The 14,765-nt window shown below is 42.7% G+C and carries 16 protein-coding genes and 1 tRNA gene; 5 read left to right on the top strand and 12 right to left on the bottom strand.

All coding sequences use genetic code 11. From position 1 onward, the window contains the following. Positions 1 to 22: 22 nt before the first annotated feature. The 6 genes from RM049_RS10090 to RM049_RS10065 form a co-directional block, all read right to left on the bottom strand. Positions 23 to 958 (bottom strand): HAMP domain-containing sensor histidine kinase, encoded by a 936-nt coding sequence (locus tag RM049_RS10090; protein WP_322704068.1) that lies wholly within the window; start codon positions 956 to 958, stop codon positions 23 to 25. 103 nt (positions 959 to 1,061) lie between these two features. Beyond that, complete coding sequence (locus RM049_RS10085) at positions 1,062 to 1,661, bottom strand: L-threonylcarbamoyladenylate synthase (protein ID WP_322704139.1); 600 nt, start codon at positions 1,659 to 1,661, stop codon at positions 1,062 to 1,064. Between the two features lie 88 nt (positions 1,662 to 1,749). Then, positions 1,750 to 2,640, bottom strand: a complete 891-nt coding sequence (gene prmC, locus RM049_RS10080; protein WP_322704067.1) for a peptide chain release factor N(5)-glutamine methyltransferase — start codon at positions 2,638 to 2,640, stop codon at positions 1,750 to 1,752. A gap of 25 nt (positions 2,641 to 2,665) precedes the next feature. Continuing rightward, positions 2,666 to 3,484 (bottom strand): Tic22 family protein, encoded by an 819-nt coding sequence (locus tag RM049_RS10075; protein ID WP_322690074.1) that lies wholly within the window; start codon positions 3,482 to 3,484, stop codon positions 2,666 to 2,668. 725 nt (positions 3,485 to 4,209) lie between these two features. Then, positions 4,210 to 4,283: transfer RNA gene (locus tag RM049_RS10070), tRNA-Pro, on the bottom strand. Positions 4,284 to 4,592: 309 nt separating this feature from the next. After that, positions 4,593 to 5,144, bottom strand: a complete 552-nt coding sequence (locus RM049_RS10065; RefSeq protein ID WP_322671979.1) for a GNAT family N-acetyltransferase — start codon at positions 5,142 to 5,144, stop codon at positions 4,593 to 4,595. A gap of 473 nt (positions 5,145 to 5,617) precedes the next feature. Here RM049_RS10065 and RM049_RS10060 point away from each other — a divergent pair, with 473 nt between their 5' ends. Next, positions 5,618 to 6,337, top strand: a complete 720-nt coding sequence (locus tag RM049_RS10060; RefSeq protein ID WP_012410214.1) for a hypothetical protein — start codon at positions 5,618 to 5,620, stop codon at positions 6,335 to 6,337. Positions 6,338 to 6,451: 114 nt separating this feature from the next. Continuing rightward, positions 6,452 to 7,369, top strand: a complete 918-nt coding sequence (locus tag RM049_RS10055) for an alpha/beta hydrolase (protein WP_322671978.1) — start codon at positions 6,452 to 6,454, stop codon at positions 7,367 to 7,369. A gap of 77 nt (positions 7,370 to 7,446) precedes the next feature. On the opposite strand, the gene tsaD is transcribed toward RM049_RS10055, so the two are convergent. Then, the gene (tsaD, locus tag RM049_RS10050; RefSeq protein WP_322704066.1) at positions 7,447 to 8,496 is read right to left on the bottom strand and encodes a tRNA (adenosine(37)-N6)-threonylcarbamoyltransferase complex transferase subunit TsaD; all 1,050 of its coding nucleotides are present in this window, start codon (positions 8,494 to 8,496) and stop codon (positions 7,447 to 7,449) included. Between the two features lie 301 nt (positions 8,497 to 8,797). On the opposite strand from tsaD, the gene RM049_RS10045 reads away from it, so the two are divergent. The 3 genes from RM049_RS10045 (at position 8,798) to RM049_RS10035 (ending at position 10,279) form a co-directional block, all read left to right on the top strand. Continuing rightward, on the top strand, positions 8,798 to 9,292 hold the full coding sequence (locus RM049_RS10045) for a Photosystem I reaction center subunit III (protein ID WP_322671976.1): 495 nt from the start codon (positions 8,798 to 8,800) through the stop codon (positions 9,290 to 9,292). Positions 9,293 to 9,331: 39 nt separating this feature from the next. Then, the gene (gene psaJ, locus RM049_RS10040) at positions 9,332 to 9,481 is read left to right on the top strand and encodes a photosystem I reaction center subunit IX (RefSeq protein ID WP_094349471.1); all 150 of its coding nucleotides are present in this window, start codon (positions 9,332 to 9,334) and stop codon (positions 9,479 to 9,481) included. 276 nt (positions 9,482 to 9,757) lie between these two features. Further along, entirely contained in the window at positions 9,758 to 10,279 is a 522-nt protein-coding gene (locus tag RM049_RS10035) for a photosystem I reaction center protein subunit XI (protein ID WP_322671975.1), read from the top strand. A 188-nt stretch (positions 10,280 to 10,467) separates the two neighbouring features. On the opposite strand, the gene gmk is transcribed toward RM049_RS10035, so the two are convergent. The 5 genes from gmk to tyrS all read right to left on the bottom strand — a co-directional run bounded on the left by gmk (position 10,468) and on the right by tyrS (position 14,748). Then, positions 10,468 to 11,067, bottom strand: coding sequence for a guanylate kinase (gene gmk / locus RM049_RS10030; protein ID WP_322672059.1), 600 nt, complete (start codon positions 11,065 to 11,067; stop codon positions 10,468 to 10,470). Between the two features lie 166 nt (positions 11,068 to 11,233). Beyond that, positions 11,234 to 11,500 carry an extracellular matrix/biofilm regulator RemA gene (gene remA / locus RM049_RS10025; protein WP_073639751.1) on the bottom strand — a complete coding sequence of 89 codons (267 nt, stop codon included), beginning with the start codon at positions 11,498 to 11,500 and terminating at the stop codon, positions 11,234 to 11,236. A 630-nt stretch (positions 11,501 to 12,130) separates the two neighbouring features. Continuing rightward, on the bottom strand, positions 12,131 to 12,808 hold the full coding sequence (locus RM049_RS10020) for a hypothetical protein (RefSeq protein WP_322704065.1): 678 nt from the start codon (positions 12,806 to 12,808) through the stop codon (positions 12,131 to 12,133). Further along, on the bottom strand, positions 12,805 to 13,536 hold the full coding sequence (pyrF, locus tag RM049_RS10015; RefSeq protein WP_322704064.1) for an orotidine-5'-phosphate decarboxylase: 732 nt from the start codon (positions 13,534 to 13,536) through the stop codon (positions 12,805 to 12,807). Before pyrF ends, RM049_RS10020 begins: the two co-directional genes overlap by 4 nt. A 21-nt stretch (positions 13,537 to 13,557) precedes the next feature. Further along, complete coding sequence (gene tyrS, locus RM049_RS10010; RefSeq protein WP_322704063.1) at positions 13,558 to 14,748, bottom strand: tyrosine--tRNA ligase; 1,191 nt, start codon at positions 14,746 to 14,748, stop codon at positions 13,558 to 13,560. Positions 14,749 to 14,765 lie beyond the last annotated feature (17 nt).

The following is a 14,765-nucleotide window of genomic DNA, read 5'->3' as shown; positions in this document are numbered from 1 at the left end:
CCCCTGCTATACTACTCAGGACTCAGGACTTAGCACTACTCACTAGAGGGATAGAGATTTGTATTCTGGTAAGCTGCTGAAGTGGTTCCTTGACAATGGTCGAGGGCAAGATTTCTAACTTTCCTCCCATAACTTCCACCAAAGTTTGATTGATTAATAGTCTCATTCCTGCGGAAAGAGTAGCGTTTTTTTGGTCAATCTGGGTCAACGGATCTTCAAATTTGAGCAAATCAATCGGCTCGCTCCAAGGTACAGCATGGGTTGGTAAATCTAGCCAAATGTTTACAAAATTGTTTGTAGGTAGGGTGCTACTGGAAATACAAATGCTGCCTTCCTCCATTTGAGTAATGGCAGTGTCTATTAAACTTATCAATACTTGGCGCAGCCAGAGGTAATCTGTCAAAACATAAATTTCTGAGTCTGCGGGTAATAATTGTAAGGGAAAATTGCGATTTGCCGCCAGCATATAAGTTAAGTCATGAACCTCCTCTAAAATTTCGGCTAAGGCTCTGGGCTGAATATCTAATTTATTAGTGCCGTGTTCAGCTCTTGCAACATTGAGAATTTCATCCATTAGCTTCAGCAACTTCAGCGTTCGCTCGTGAGCTTGGGCAATAAATTCTCGCTCTTCAGCTGGATTTTCACACAAATCTGACAAAATTAATTGATGTAAGCCAATCAAACCATTAAAAGGCGATCGCAATTCATGGGTAGTCCGCGCCAAAAAACCAGCTTTAAACTGGCTCATTTCCTTTGCCATTAGATATGCCAGCTGTGTTTGCTGTAGCTGTTGCGATATTAGTGACATATCCTGTTGAGCTGATGGCGCTACTGGGGATGAGCTAGATAAAACATTAGGCGATGCCTGCTTTGGGCGTAGCCATCGTCCAAATAACTGACGGAAAACCATACCTAGTGCTATTCCTACTCCTAGATATATCCAGTTGCTCCAATTCATATCTGGCAATTATTAACTTGCTAATTAAGTACAACAGCGCCAACTAAAGTTTCAGATTTCTCTGTTGTTAACACCACGAAAACAACATTATAACTACCTATACTTAGTTATCACTCGATAAATCTAACTCGATGGCACCTTGTCGTAAAATCTGCCAATTTATCCCTGTCCATTTAGCAACAGTGGAAGGTATACCCATCCCTGGTATTTCACCCTGGTATTCTGTCGTTGCTATCAGAACCTGGGGAAACTGAGTCTCAATTTCTGTCATTGTTTGCAAAGGCGGCTGACCAGAAAAGTTGGCGCTAGTGGTGGCAAGAGGGCCTGTTTGCGCCAAAATAGTTTGAGCGATCGCACTGTTTGGTACTCGAATCCCAATTGTTGTTGGATCGATAGGATTCATAACTTTTGGTAAGCGTTCACTCGCTGGCAAAACTAATGTCAGCCCTCCTGGCCAATATTTATCTGCTAATTCTTGCCAAACTTTATATTCATTCTCACTACCTTTGACATACGGCCACAAATCTTCAGCACTAGCCGCCATCAAAATCAAAGGTTTATCTTGACTGCGTTGCTTCGCTGCAAAAATTAATGCTGCTTTTTCTGGTATCGCTGCGAGTGCCGGAACAGTATCAGTCGGAAAGCTCACTAAAAGACCAGCGCGTGCGCCAACTATTAGATTTTCTAAAGAAACTTGGGTCATATTTACAAAGTTAGGAGTAGAGACGCGATTAATCGCGTCTGTGCAGGAGTAAGGAATTTCATAACTCATAACTCATAACTCATCACTCCTAACTTTTGTAGGCCAGGGCAAAACGTTCAATTCCAGCTAAATCAGCGTGAATTTGAATCTTACAATAGCTACCTTGATTTTGTAAAAGTTCTTGCACTGCATCCGCTTGTCCAGCCATCATCTCAATTAGCCACACGCCACCCGATTGCAAATAACTAGGGGAGACTTCGATCAAATGACGAATGCAGTCTAAGCCATCAAGGCCACCATCCAAAGCTAGATGTGGTTCGTGGTTAACGACTTCTGGTTGCAAAGTCAGTAAGGTGCTGGTGGGGATGTAAGGGGGGTTCGACACCATACCACTGAACTGACCTTTTAAGAATGTCAGTGGCTCCCACCAGGAACCTTGATAAAATTGAATCCGGTCAGCAAAACCCAAATTATCAGCGTTGGAGCGAGCGATCGCCAAAGCCTCTAAACTGTAATCAACTGCATGAATTGTTGCTTTTGGCAAGACATCTGCTAATCCGATGGCGATCGCACCACTCCCAGTACCCAAATCTGCCCAATGTCCTGAGACACCGTTAGCAGCTGCTAAAGCTAAATCAATTAAATACTCTGTTTCTGGTCTGGGAATCAAAACTGCGCTTGACACCGCAATTTGAAAGTTACGCCAAGGTGTCACACCGGCAATGTACTGCACTGGTAAGCGGTCATTTAATCGCCTCTGCCACAGTTGGTCTAACTCTTCTAGCGGCAATTGCAGTTGAATTTGCGGCCAGTTTTTAAAAGACTCCAAACGCAGTGCCAAGCGGTCTAATCCAGCAACTTCGAGGAGCAACCAATCTACCTCCATTGGTGGGACATCAGTGGCGATCGCTGCTTCAAGAGCTGCATTCCGCCACTGCCAAAGTTGTAAACCAGAGACTATCGGATGTTTCTCCCCCATACCTCAACCTTGGAGCGCATATCCGTTATTTTTTCGGAGCGGGGGCGGCAGCTGGCTTGGCAGCTGGTGATTGATTTGGCGCCAGGGAGCGAATAAAGTTGATCGACTCCCGTGATGGATAGAGAACAATTTTATTGATACTAGGATCGCTGCTGCTATTGAGAGCTTCCATAACACCGTACAAATCCACCACCTGAATTTCAGTATTGGCTCCTTCCTTTGGTACGGCTTTTTTGAATTCCTCTAACAAAGCAACTGCTTGTTCTTTCTCAAAAAAGAAAGGGATGTATCGCTCATTACCTTTAGCAAGAGGAATAGTCAGATAGCTATTATCTTTCTTAAATTTTGGTACAAATAGAGGAATACCATTGAATTGCTCTACCTTTTTACCATTTTGATTGATCATACTTGTTGCCGAAGCTACTTGTTGTTGCGTCGGAACTAAAGTATAAATCACAGAATCTGATTTCTTTTTGCTTTCTTGGACTATTTTATAGTAGTCTGCCAAGGACAAAGGTCTAACCTGTAGAGTGCCTGCTAACTGGGGATTTTCTTTTTTGAGCCGATTGTCAAGGAATTTTTGAGCATCTTGCTTGCTAATAAAAAATCCCACTTGTGAGATCGGCTTGGATGCGTTGTTTCTTGAAAGAACTACAAATTCGCCTTTAGGATTGGTGAGCGTGAATACTGGTACTTCTTGGAGCTTTTTCACTACCTGATCTTGTGGCAGAGCGATCGCCTCTAGATTGCCCATTCCTGGTATATTGCCTATTCCTGAAAGCCCTGTTAAAAATACACTGCCAGCTATACCCAATGTTGCGCCTAAGCGAATAAATGATTTCATGACTGCTCCTCGCATCAATAGTCCAATTAAATTAAACAAATGGTTGGATTTGCACAGCACCAACTAGCTTTAGTTATATAGCAATTCATTTTAGTTTTGAAAAATTCATTATGCGCGTTGAGGTTGAGTGTTAAGCGTCAACGGTCAAAATCCAATGTTCCCTAACTATTTAGAGTTGCTATAGTATCGTTTTCACAAGTTGGCTGTGCTAACGTTGTGTTTTTCTAGGTTTGCTTCGCTATTGACCGCGAAATGCCGTAGATGCTAATTATATGTCTTCTCAAACAGCAAAAAGCCTATCCATCTCTCCAACCTTGGAGATGATAAATGCCATTTTATCGGCTTTTTCTAAAATTAGTTGACGCTATTAGTTAATCAATCGTTCCATCTGCGATTGCTTTAATACAGCAGTTTTCATTTGTATGAAGTACAAAGTCATTGGTTTTGAGGCAGGAGGCAGAAGGCAGAAGGCAGAAGGCAGAAGAATAATTTAATTTGTAAGCCTTTGGTTTTGTACCTCACTTAGTTGCAAACTGCTGTATCTTCTCAAATCTATACAAAGCTTAGTGTTCAGAATATCTTACTATTTAATGACGAAATTTGTCTGTTAGGCTTCAACTACAAAACAGCCTAATTGGTCTTCTCCGTAAAAATATGTAATTCAATTGCATATTTAGCAAAGAAAACCTGGCTAATTGCCCTAAGTGTTAACTATATTAATTAAATCGGGATGACAGGATTTGAACCTGCGGCATCCTGCTCCCAAAGCAGGCGCGCTACCAAGCTGCGCTACATCCCGTTATACTCATTCGCTTTTTTGGGTTTGGTTTTAGCTCCCCATCAAAGCGATCGCGCTTTCACAAAAGCGTTAAGGCAATCATATCACATAACACTGCTCATGCCTAATATATTTATATCTTCTGCAAATACTAGCTAGATTTAGATATTTGGACTGATAAAGGTTAAAGGTTTGTCTGCCGACTTAGTTTTACAAGAGATATTACTTGTGCGTTCGTCGGCTAAACCTTGTCAAACCAAATTTAAATAATAGATTTGTACTACTATACCTGATTTTATTGTGCGAATCGGGTTTTATTTGGATTGAGCATTAGTGAGGATACCAGAACATGCCTTTGATGCCTTCTGGATCGGCCATAAACCCCATAGTTCGGTAGAAATCTACAACATGGGGGTCAGCGAAGAGAGTGACATTACTAATTTCTTCACTCCTAAGTTTTTTGAGAACGTATTTCATTAGCGCCTTCCCCAGTCCTTGACTTTGAAAGTCTGGGTGAACCACTACATCCCAGATAGTGGCATTAAAGGCGTGATCTGAGGTAGCACGGGCAAAACCAATGAGCCGCTTTTGGTTTCCTCTCACTTGCCACATTGAAGCAACGAGAAAACTATGCTCAATAGCTTTTTTTACTTTTCTTAGAGGACGACGCGACCAACCAACTGCATCACAGAGTTCTTCTAGCTCATATAGGTCAATATCTCGTTCCGTACTGAAGACGATCCGAGCCTCCTTTGAAGCAGCTTCGCTAATACTACTGGGGCTGGAGTTGCCCGCAGTTTCTGCTGTATGCTCTTCAAAGAGATTTGTCCTAGTTGTCCCTACAGATTCAGGAGTACTAAACCAAGTTTTCCAAAAACCCATGCCAACGCGGTTCGGGTAGTATAACTGAATTGGTTTCCACTCTCAGGAGTGTTGATTCACTTTTAACATCGCTACCCCCATTTATTACCCTATTACACTCAAATTTTTTCGGTTGTTTTCGGGATTTGCAATGGTAACAGCTAGTTAGAGCGTGTTTCACACCAATCATTTTCAACTTTAGCATTTTGTTGTAAAGGCTAGGAGAAATTCACCAAAAGCGTAAGGATATAAACAATTCAAAATTCAAAATTCATAATGGAAAAACCTAATCCTGGCAATTGCTCCTATAGAGCTTAAATGCACGTTAGCTTAGGAGTGAATTGTATACACGGGATTGGGCATTGGGTATCGAGAACACTCTTCTGTTGTCCCCTTGTCCTCCCAGTCCCCAATCCTCAGTCCTTAGTCCTTAACACCCAACCCTCAACACCCAGCCCCCAGATGACGAAAGCAAGCGAGTTTTACCCTTAACAATGGCTTCTGGTTTAAAATCTTCGACACTGGAACTCCTAAAGCGCTTTAACCGAGCGTTTCCCCAGTTTTATGAGCAATTCGTCAGTAGTGAAATTCAACTGCAAAATTTGCGGTTAGCCTACCGTCTCTATAAAACTAGACGTGCTGTTATTGAACTAAAACCGGAAGGAAGCAAAAGTGCCCTGCATTTTGCTTACCGCAACCAGTCTTTTCTCCTCAGCGATATTTTTGGTGTACTAGCAGCTTATGGGTTGACTATCCACGGTTTAAGTCTATACGGTCAAATCCGTCCGCCAATGTTAGTTTTTATCAAACTTTTGGTATCTCGTGGTAGTAAAGCCTTGACCGAGAAAACCGCAGAAAATGTCTGTCGCGCCATTCGCGAGGCTTTAGGAGGTCGGTTTGAGGTAGAAGAGATGCTGGCGGTAGAATTTAATCTTGACACTGGCTTAGAGCAGGTACAAACTGAGTTTTATGTCGATCCAGTATTTCATCTCCCTGCCTTAGTGATTGAAGCTGATAATCAACCAGGATTATTCTACAAAGTGATGTATGCTATCTGGCAGGAAGACCTTTTGGTAGTCAATGCCAATTTACTGGTTTGGCGCGGACGTACACGGCTAATTCTCTACTTGTTAGGGCCGAATGAAAGCCTCATTCCTGAATATCTGGGTCACAAAATTGCTGAAGGAGTGCGACAGAGGTTGCTGGGTAAATAAAAAAGTGAGAAGTTATGAGTTATGAGTTATGAGTTAAAAATTCCTCACTCCTAACTTCTAACTCTTTCTACTTTAGTATTTAGTCGCACCCATCCTTAAGGGTACGATACAAGTATGGCAACTATCGAAATCTTGGGCGTTCCACACGCATACGAGCTAACGGCTCCCACTTCCTGCCCCCATGCTTTGGTATTTATCCACGGTTGGCTCAATAGCCGTGGATATTGGCAACCTGTGATTTCCCGCCTATCAGATGATTTGCAGTGCTTGTCCTATGATTTGCGGGGTTTTGGTGAATCCCAATCTCAGATAAAAACCGATTTTAGTCAAGCACAAACGTCTTTGAGTATGACGCCCATCTCCAGTAGTATGGCTGACTCATCTTTCGATTCTCTTTATACTCCTGCTGCGTATACTCAAGATTTAGCAGTTCTCCTGAAACAGTTGAATATTAGAAGTGCTTGGCTAATTGGTCACTCATTAGGCGGGACGATCGCTCTTTGGGGAGCAGATCAAATACCTGAGCGTGTTAAGGGAGTTATCTGTATCAACGCTGGCGGTGGTATTTACCTCAAAGAAGCCTTTGAGCAGTTTCGCTCGGCAGGTCAGAAATTTTTGCAAGTCCGTCCGCGCTGGCTGTCCCAAGTGCCTTTGATTGATTTGCTGTTTACCAGAGCTAGTGTAGCTCGTCCTTTAGAGCGCTATTGGGCACGTCAACGAGTAATAGATTTCGTTGTGGCTGACCCAGAAGCCGCTCTGGGAACTTTGTTAGACTCCACAACTGAAGAAGAAATCAATCGTTTACCTGAGCTAGTATCCCAACTGAAGCAGCCAGTTTATTTTTTGGCTGGCGCAGAAGACAAGGTTATGGAACCCAAGTATGTGCGCCATTTAGCCAGCTTTCACAGGCTTTTTCAATATTGTGGTGACAATGTTTTGGAAATTCCTAATTGCGGACACCTGGCTATGTTAGAACAGCCGGATGCAGTGGCCGATCACATTCGGGCGATAGTCAATAGTTATAGGGTATAGGGTATTGGGCATTGGGCATTGGGCATTGGTAGTTACAAATGACAAATGACAAATGACAAATGACAAATGACAAATGACTACTCAACAGATTGATACAACTTCATCACCTGAGTAAGCCCTAATCTAGATTCAACGCCTAGTGTCAGGGGGGACGTATGACCACGGGATAAATGGTCAGCGGCGGCACAGCCAATCATGGCGGCGTTATCGGTACAGAATTTTAAAGGTGGGAAGAGGACGCGTAGGTTATGTTTAACGGCGGCGGCTTGGAGATTTTTTCTCAAACCGCTATTAGCTGCTACACCGCCACCAATGGCAATTGTGTCTAGACTATAGTCAAGGGCACAGGCGATCGCTCTTTTGGTTAGCGATCGCGCTACCGCATCCTGAAAGCTAGCTGCTATATCTGCCACTGGCACTTGTCCACTATCTTTTTCTAACTGCTGCACTAAACGTAATACAGCCGTTTTTAACCCACTAAAACTCGCATCATAACGATGAAACCCCCCACTAGGTAAAGAAACTTTTCCTTCGGGTAAAGCAAAGGCTTGAGGATTACCCTGCTGTGCCAACTTGTCGATCGCTGGTCCACCCGGATAACCCAGCTTTAACAATCGCGCCACTTTATCAAAGGCTTCACCCGCAGCATCATCACGGGTTTGTCCCAGAGTTTCGTATCTACCACAATCTTTGACATAAATCAAGCTTGTATGTCCGCCTGAAACCAGTAAGCTAAGGAAAGGGGGATTTAAAGTTGATTCGCTCAAGTAAGTTGCATAGATGTGACCTTCGAGGTGATGAACTCCCAAAAATGGCTTATTGTGTACCATCGCTAGAGTTTTGGCAGCAGTTAATCCCACCAATAGCGCTCCTACAAGTCCAGGGGCACAAGTGGCGGCAATTGCGTCAATTTGTCCCCAATTTAGTTGAGCTTGCTCTAAGGCTTGTGCGATCGCAACATTTATCGTTTCCAAGTGCTGGCGAGACGCTACTTCTGGTACTACCCCGCCATACTGCTGATGGACTGGAGTTTGCGAGGCTACGATACTGCTGCAAACTTTACGATTGTTAACAATTGCGACGGCTGTTTCATCACAACTGGTTTCTATTGCTAAAACGGTTGTCATTGAGAGTGCTGAGTGCTGAGTGCTGAGTCCTGAGTCCTGAATAGTAAAGAAAAAATCTTGCTTCTTTACTACCCTACAACAACTCTTCTACTGAGCACGGGCTAAACGCCCCGCTTTTGCTAACAGCACTCGGAACTCAGCACTAATTTTGGTTGAGAAGCTTTAACTTTTATTTACTTAAACTTTACTCGGTTCCCACCCAAGAGTATGATGACTTCCTAGTTATGCAAAAAAACAACTGTACAAGCCGCTTCGTTTTGTACAAAGAACTTCTTGTTTTGTAATAAAAGGAAACAACTCTATGCGACGATTGTTTGCTTTGATGTTAGCGATTAGTCTTTGGTTCAACTTTGCCCCCCCAGCACAAGCTTTAGGGGCTAATTTGACACCGTGCAGGGACAATCCCGCTTTTCAACAGCTAGCAGCTAATGCCCGTAATACCACCGCCGATCCCCAATCAGGGATAAAACGATTTGAGCGTTATTCTCAAGAACTGTGTGGTCCTGAGGGGTATCCCCACTTGATTGTTGATGGTCGTCTAGATCATGCTGGTGATTTCCTGATCCCTAGCATTTTGTTTCTATATATTGCTGGTTGGATTGGCTGGGTAGGTCGTGCCTATCTGCAAGCAGTCAAAAAAGACCCGAACACTGAACTAAAAGAAATCCAAATCGATATTGGTTTGGCACTACCTATCATAGCGTCAGGCTTTACTTGGCCAGTAGCAGCAGTCCAAGAACTTCTCTCTGGAAAATTAGCAGCCAAGGATACAGAAATTCCCATTTCCCCACGCTAAATCAGTTTAACTAATTCATTCGTTTTGGAGACTAAATTCATGGCAGACAAAGGCGACCAATCAGCTTATTTGATTAAATTCATTTCCACAGCGCCTGTGGCCGCTACGATATGGCTGTTCATCACAGCAGGTATCTTGATTGAATTCAACCGCTTTTTCCCCGACCTACTTTTCCACCCACTACCATAAGTGTCAAATGGAATTTAGGACAGTTGAATCGATGTCTTGTTTTTTGCTTAATATTGTGTAGATGATTTTTTCAGCTTAGTTAGGCAGAATTATCACTAAAATAGTCGGCAAAAATAGTTTTTTGAAACTCGCGATCTGTAAACAGTATCGCGAGTTTCACGGTTTTAAAATAAGCTAAATTAATTTTTCTAAACTTCCTAAACAAAATGCTTCTTTAGCGACAATTATTATTAATATAAAAATGCCACCATTTTAATTTAGAGGCGAACATAAAATATGGCACAAGCAGTAGATGCATCAAAGAATCTTCCCAGCGATCCTAGAAATCGGGAAGTTGTTTTTCCCGCATTTGGCGATCCGCAGATAGGCAACCTAGAAACCCCGGTTAATTCTTCTCCCTTGGTCAAGGGGTTTATTAATAATTTACCTGCTTATCGCCCAGGTCTGGCTCCTGCTAGACGCGGTTTAGAAGTTGGTATGGCTCATGGTTACTGGCTATTTGGCCCCTTTGCCAAATTAGGCCCACTGCGGGACACAGATAATGCTAACTTAGCTGGGTTACTGTCAGCCATTGGCTTGGTTGTAGTTCTCACAGGCGCTCTATCACTGTATGCAAATAGCAATCCACCCAAAGCACTTCCTAGTGTTACCGTACCCAAGCCTCCAGCAGATGCTTTTAACTCTAAAGAAAGCTGGAACAACTTCGGCAGTTCTTTCTTGATTGGTGGTATTGGTGGTGCAGTAGTTGCTTACTTTTTGACCAGTAATTTGGCACTAATTCAAGGTCTATTTGGTTAATTACTGGGAGTTAGCAGTAGAGACGCGACGCCAGTCGCTACAACGGGGAGGCAGCGCGGTCTTGGGGGTTCCCCCCATGAGCGATTGCCGTGGGAACCCCCGCAACGCGCTGGCTCATTAATCGCGTCTATACAGGAGTTAAGAATTAGGAGTTTATAATTCATAACTTCTAACTCTTAACTCCTAATTTATTTAAACAAAACTCCTTCAATATCATTTAAAGCAGTTTCAAAATCGTCATTAACGATTTGAATATCAAATTCATCTGCGGCTTGAATTTCTTCTTGGGCGTGAAGCAGACGACGGGCGATCGCTTCTTCAGAATCTTGGGCACGAGAGCGTATTCGTTTCTCTAATTCATCAAAGGAAGGCGGTAAAATAAAAATGCTGAGGGCACTGGGGAAGGAAGCACGAATTTGTCTTGCCCCTTCTAGTTCAATTTCCAGCACCACCAACTTACCGAAATGAATTTGGTTAAGTACTGCTTCACGGGGTGTGCCGTAATAGTTACCAGCAAATTCTGCCCATTCTAAAAATTCACCTTCAGCAACTAATTGTTCAAACTTACTGCGACTGATGAAGTAATAACTTTTGCCATCGATTTCCCCTGGACGGGGAGAACGAGTTGTCACGGATACGGAATAATAGAGTTCTGGATGACGCTCTAGGAGCGATCGCATTAAAGTACCTTTGCCGACCCCACTGGGGCCAGTTAAAACAATTAACCTGCCTAAATGTAAGCATTCTTCGGTAGTCGCACTACTCTGGATGGGTAAAGCTGGCATCATCCCTTCAACCTGTGAATCAATCAATACATATTATTCATTAGTCTTGTGTTCTTGGTTTAGTCCACTAATGACTAAAGAATTTGTAGCAAGAGTGACATAAAATTTGTCTAATTCACATGGTACTACCGATCCGGTACAAACAAAAGTGGGAAAAATCCACTGCTAGTCAATTATCTACAGTTTGATGATCGCGAGAAATTACAAAGCGATTCGCTACCGTTTCCGGCTGAATTGCTGACAGAATTACGTGGCTGGAATCGGTGATAATTACAGCCCTAGTCCGACGACCGTAAGTTGCATCAATCAGTTGACCTCTATCCCGTGCATCGGTAATAATCCGCTTAATCGGGGCAGACTCTGGACTGACAATGGCAACTACTCGGTTGGCAGACACGATGTTACCAAACCCGATGTTAATTAACTGAATGTCCATAAAAAAACTGACGCTAAAGGCGGTTTGATAAAGCTTGAAATAAACTTCTTTCCATGTTATCGCCAAAAAACGGGAGTTACAACGCTTAAATTCAAGCCAATCTGCGTTTTTAAATAATGTCTGCTTCTTTTAGTTATTTATTAGCTATTTTTCCTAAAAATATTCCTAAAGATACAGGTAAAATCGTACTGATACAAGCTAGTTAGGTAATGTATCTTCTATGAAAATAATTAGTACCGCAAAAGGCTAATTCAAAATTCACAATGACGCTTGCGGACTCGCGAACAAAATTAAACACGTATACAGCGTAAGCATTTTAATGATTTGAAATGAGTAGTTTATTTATGCCGTGCTGTAAAAAATTAGCTTATCTTTAACAAGGGGCTATGCCGCGCCAGAGCATTTCAAAGAAAGTAAATAACTTTCAAACTTGTGTTATTGTTCATTCTTCAATCTTTGAATCTCCTCATCAAACGATCCTAATCAAGATGTTCTAAATTTTGTTCTTGCAATTATTTTAATGTAGTTTCTAACCACAAGTGATAATCCTGTTTATAGAGAATTTGAGTAAGTATTTTTAGACATTACTTAATATTCTTCTAATTTACGAAGATTGGGAATTAGGTTTTATTAACGTAAACTTCCAGCTTCACAATCGCGCAACCAAGCTTTAACTCCTTGGGCAACAGTACCGTTACTACTATCTCGTGGTGGAGATACTGGCTGCTGTTGTGAATAGGAACCAACTTGAGAAAACATCATCACTAGTTGCCAACCACTTTTAGTTTTAGTCAATAACAGCCAGTGAAATTCTTGTAATTCTACAACTTTCCGATTTATGTACTGCCGCTCCAAGGTAGTAAAGAAAACTTGCTCAACTTCTGATGCAGCACTTTTAGACGTATCTGCACTATATTCTTCAAGGTTAAGGGGCAGAGGAGTAAACTCAGGTCTTCCTGCCACTAACATATAACTGTAAACCTGACTGCTTCTACTGAGGCGGCGGGCGCGTTGACTAGCGCGATTGGTATAACTAGGTAATTTTTGCAATAGCTGTATAGTTAATGTTTCTAAATTTTGCTCAGAACACAAAGACTTCGCACCATTGTTGACATTTTCCCTTTCTGCTAGCGCCGAGGGTTTAGGGATAGGGTTTATCGAGAAGGCTGGGTAAGCAAAGCTATTTGAGACTACAACCCAGAAGCCACAAGCAAACAGGAAACTATAATTTTTCTGACTGAGCCAAGAGGCAAGATTGTTCTTCTCTACACCCTGGACTCTGAGTTTCTCACTGACTCTAAGCTTCATGCCACCGCGATCAACTCCTCAGAAATCCTCTTCCAGGCTAACTCAGGCTCAGTAGCAGTGGTGATGGGACGCCCAATCACTAGATAATCTGCACCAGCAATAATAGCTTGAGCTGGAGTGAGCGATCGCTTTTGATCGCCAATATCAGCCCAAGTTGGTCTAACCCCCGGACAAACTAGTAAAAAGTCATTTCCACAAGTTTGTCGTAGCTGTGCCACCTCTTGAGGCGAACAAACTACCCCATCCAAACCAGATTCCTGAGCCAGTAGGGCCATTTCTAGAGCATATTCTGGCAATTCTAGAGGTATTTTTAAATCAAATGCCAACTGTCTGGCAGAAATGCTCGTTAGCAGAGTAATCGCAATTAACTTTGGTGGTTGTACACCTGCTTTTGCAGCCCCTTCCTGTGCCGCCTCAGTTGCGGCTTTCAGGGCATCTCTACCAGCAGTAGCATGAATTGTCAGTAAATCCACTCCGTATCTAGCTGCACTCCGGCAAGCACCAGCAACGGTATTGGGGATATCATCAAACTTTAAATCCAAGAAAATGCGCTTTTGCCGAGACTTTAACACTTCCAGAATTTTCGGGCCAGTGCTGGTAAACAACTCTAAACCGACTTTCCAAAAACCAACTTGCGGGAGTTGATCTAAAAGTGCGATCGCAGCTTGTTCATCTGGCACATCCAAAGCCACAATAACTCGTTGTCCTAACTGTTCCCTATTCCCCATTTCCTACTTCCCATTCCCCATTTAAGGTACTAAGCGCACAAACTTATTTTTCCCGACTTGTAAAACTTTACCTTGTAATTCACCAGGAGCATCAAAAGTGGTATCAGCATCAGTGATGCGATCGCCATCTAAACGCACGCCACCCTCTTGAATTTTCCGCTTTCCTTCCCCGGTACTTTTGCACAAGCCAGTGACATTGAGAATATACGCTAACTTCGTAGGAAATTGCTGCACGCCAGCTAGAGAAAATTCTGGAACAGCACCTTCTTTGCCGCCACTTTGGGCTGCTTCTTTTGCCTCTTGGGCTGCGGTTTCACCGTGGTACTGTTTAACAACTTCCCATGCTAAAAGTGTCTGGCGATCGCGGGGATTTTCTGGCAGTCGATCCAAAGGTAAATCCGTTAACAGTTCAAAATACTGTTCTAGGAGATTATCGGTAACTCCTTGCAACTTTTGATACTTTTGTCCTGAGTGTTCTGACAATCCGATATAATTACCTAAAGACTTAGACATTTTTTGCACGCCATCTGTGCCAATCAAAATTGGCAGCAGCATTCCAAATTGGGGCTTTTGACCAAAATGGCGCTGCAAATCTCTACCTACAGCAATATTAAATTTCTGATCGGTGCCGCCTAATTCCACATCTGCCTCAACTGCAACCGAATCAAAACCTTGCATTAACGGGTACAGGAACTCATGGATAAAAATCGGATTCTCTTTTTTATAGCGATCGGCAAATCCTTCCTTCGCTAACATCTGCCCCACCGTCATCGTGGAGAGTAACTCCAAAATTTTCTCTAAGTTGAGCTTAGAGAGCCATTCAGAGTTATAGCGCACCTCTAACCTTCCTGGTGTGTCAAAATCCAAGATAGGACGTACTTGATCTAAATAAGTCTGAGCATTTTTAGCTACATCTGCTTCTGTAAGTTGACGACGCACTTCAGATTTACCAGTTGGATCGCCAATACGTGCTGTAAAATCGCCAATAATTAAAACTGCTGTATGACCTGCATCTTGAAATCCTCGCAGTTTTCGTACTGGTATGCTATGACCAAGATGAATATCAGTACCTGTAGGGTCAATTCCCAATTTGACCCTTAAAGGTTTGTCTGTAGTTAGTAAGAGCCTTTCTAGACTTTCGCTGTTAACATCAGTTGATTGTGGGAAAACTTCTACTACACCACGACGCAGCCAAGCAAAATCTTGCGTCATATTAAGAGACTCATTAT

This window comes from Nostoc sp. DedQUE04, from assembly GCF_034530995.1.
Taxonomy (GTDB): Bacteria; Cyanobacteriota; Cyanobacteriia; order Cyanobacteriales; family Nostocaceae; genus Nostoc.
Note: the sequence above shows the minus strand (reverse complement) of the source record. Positions and strands in the feature narration are given on the sequence as shown.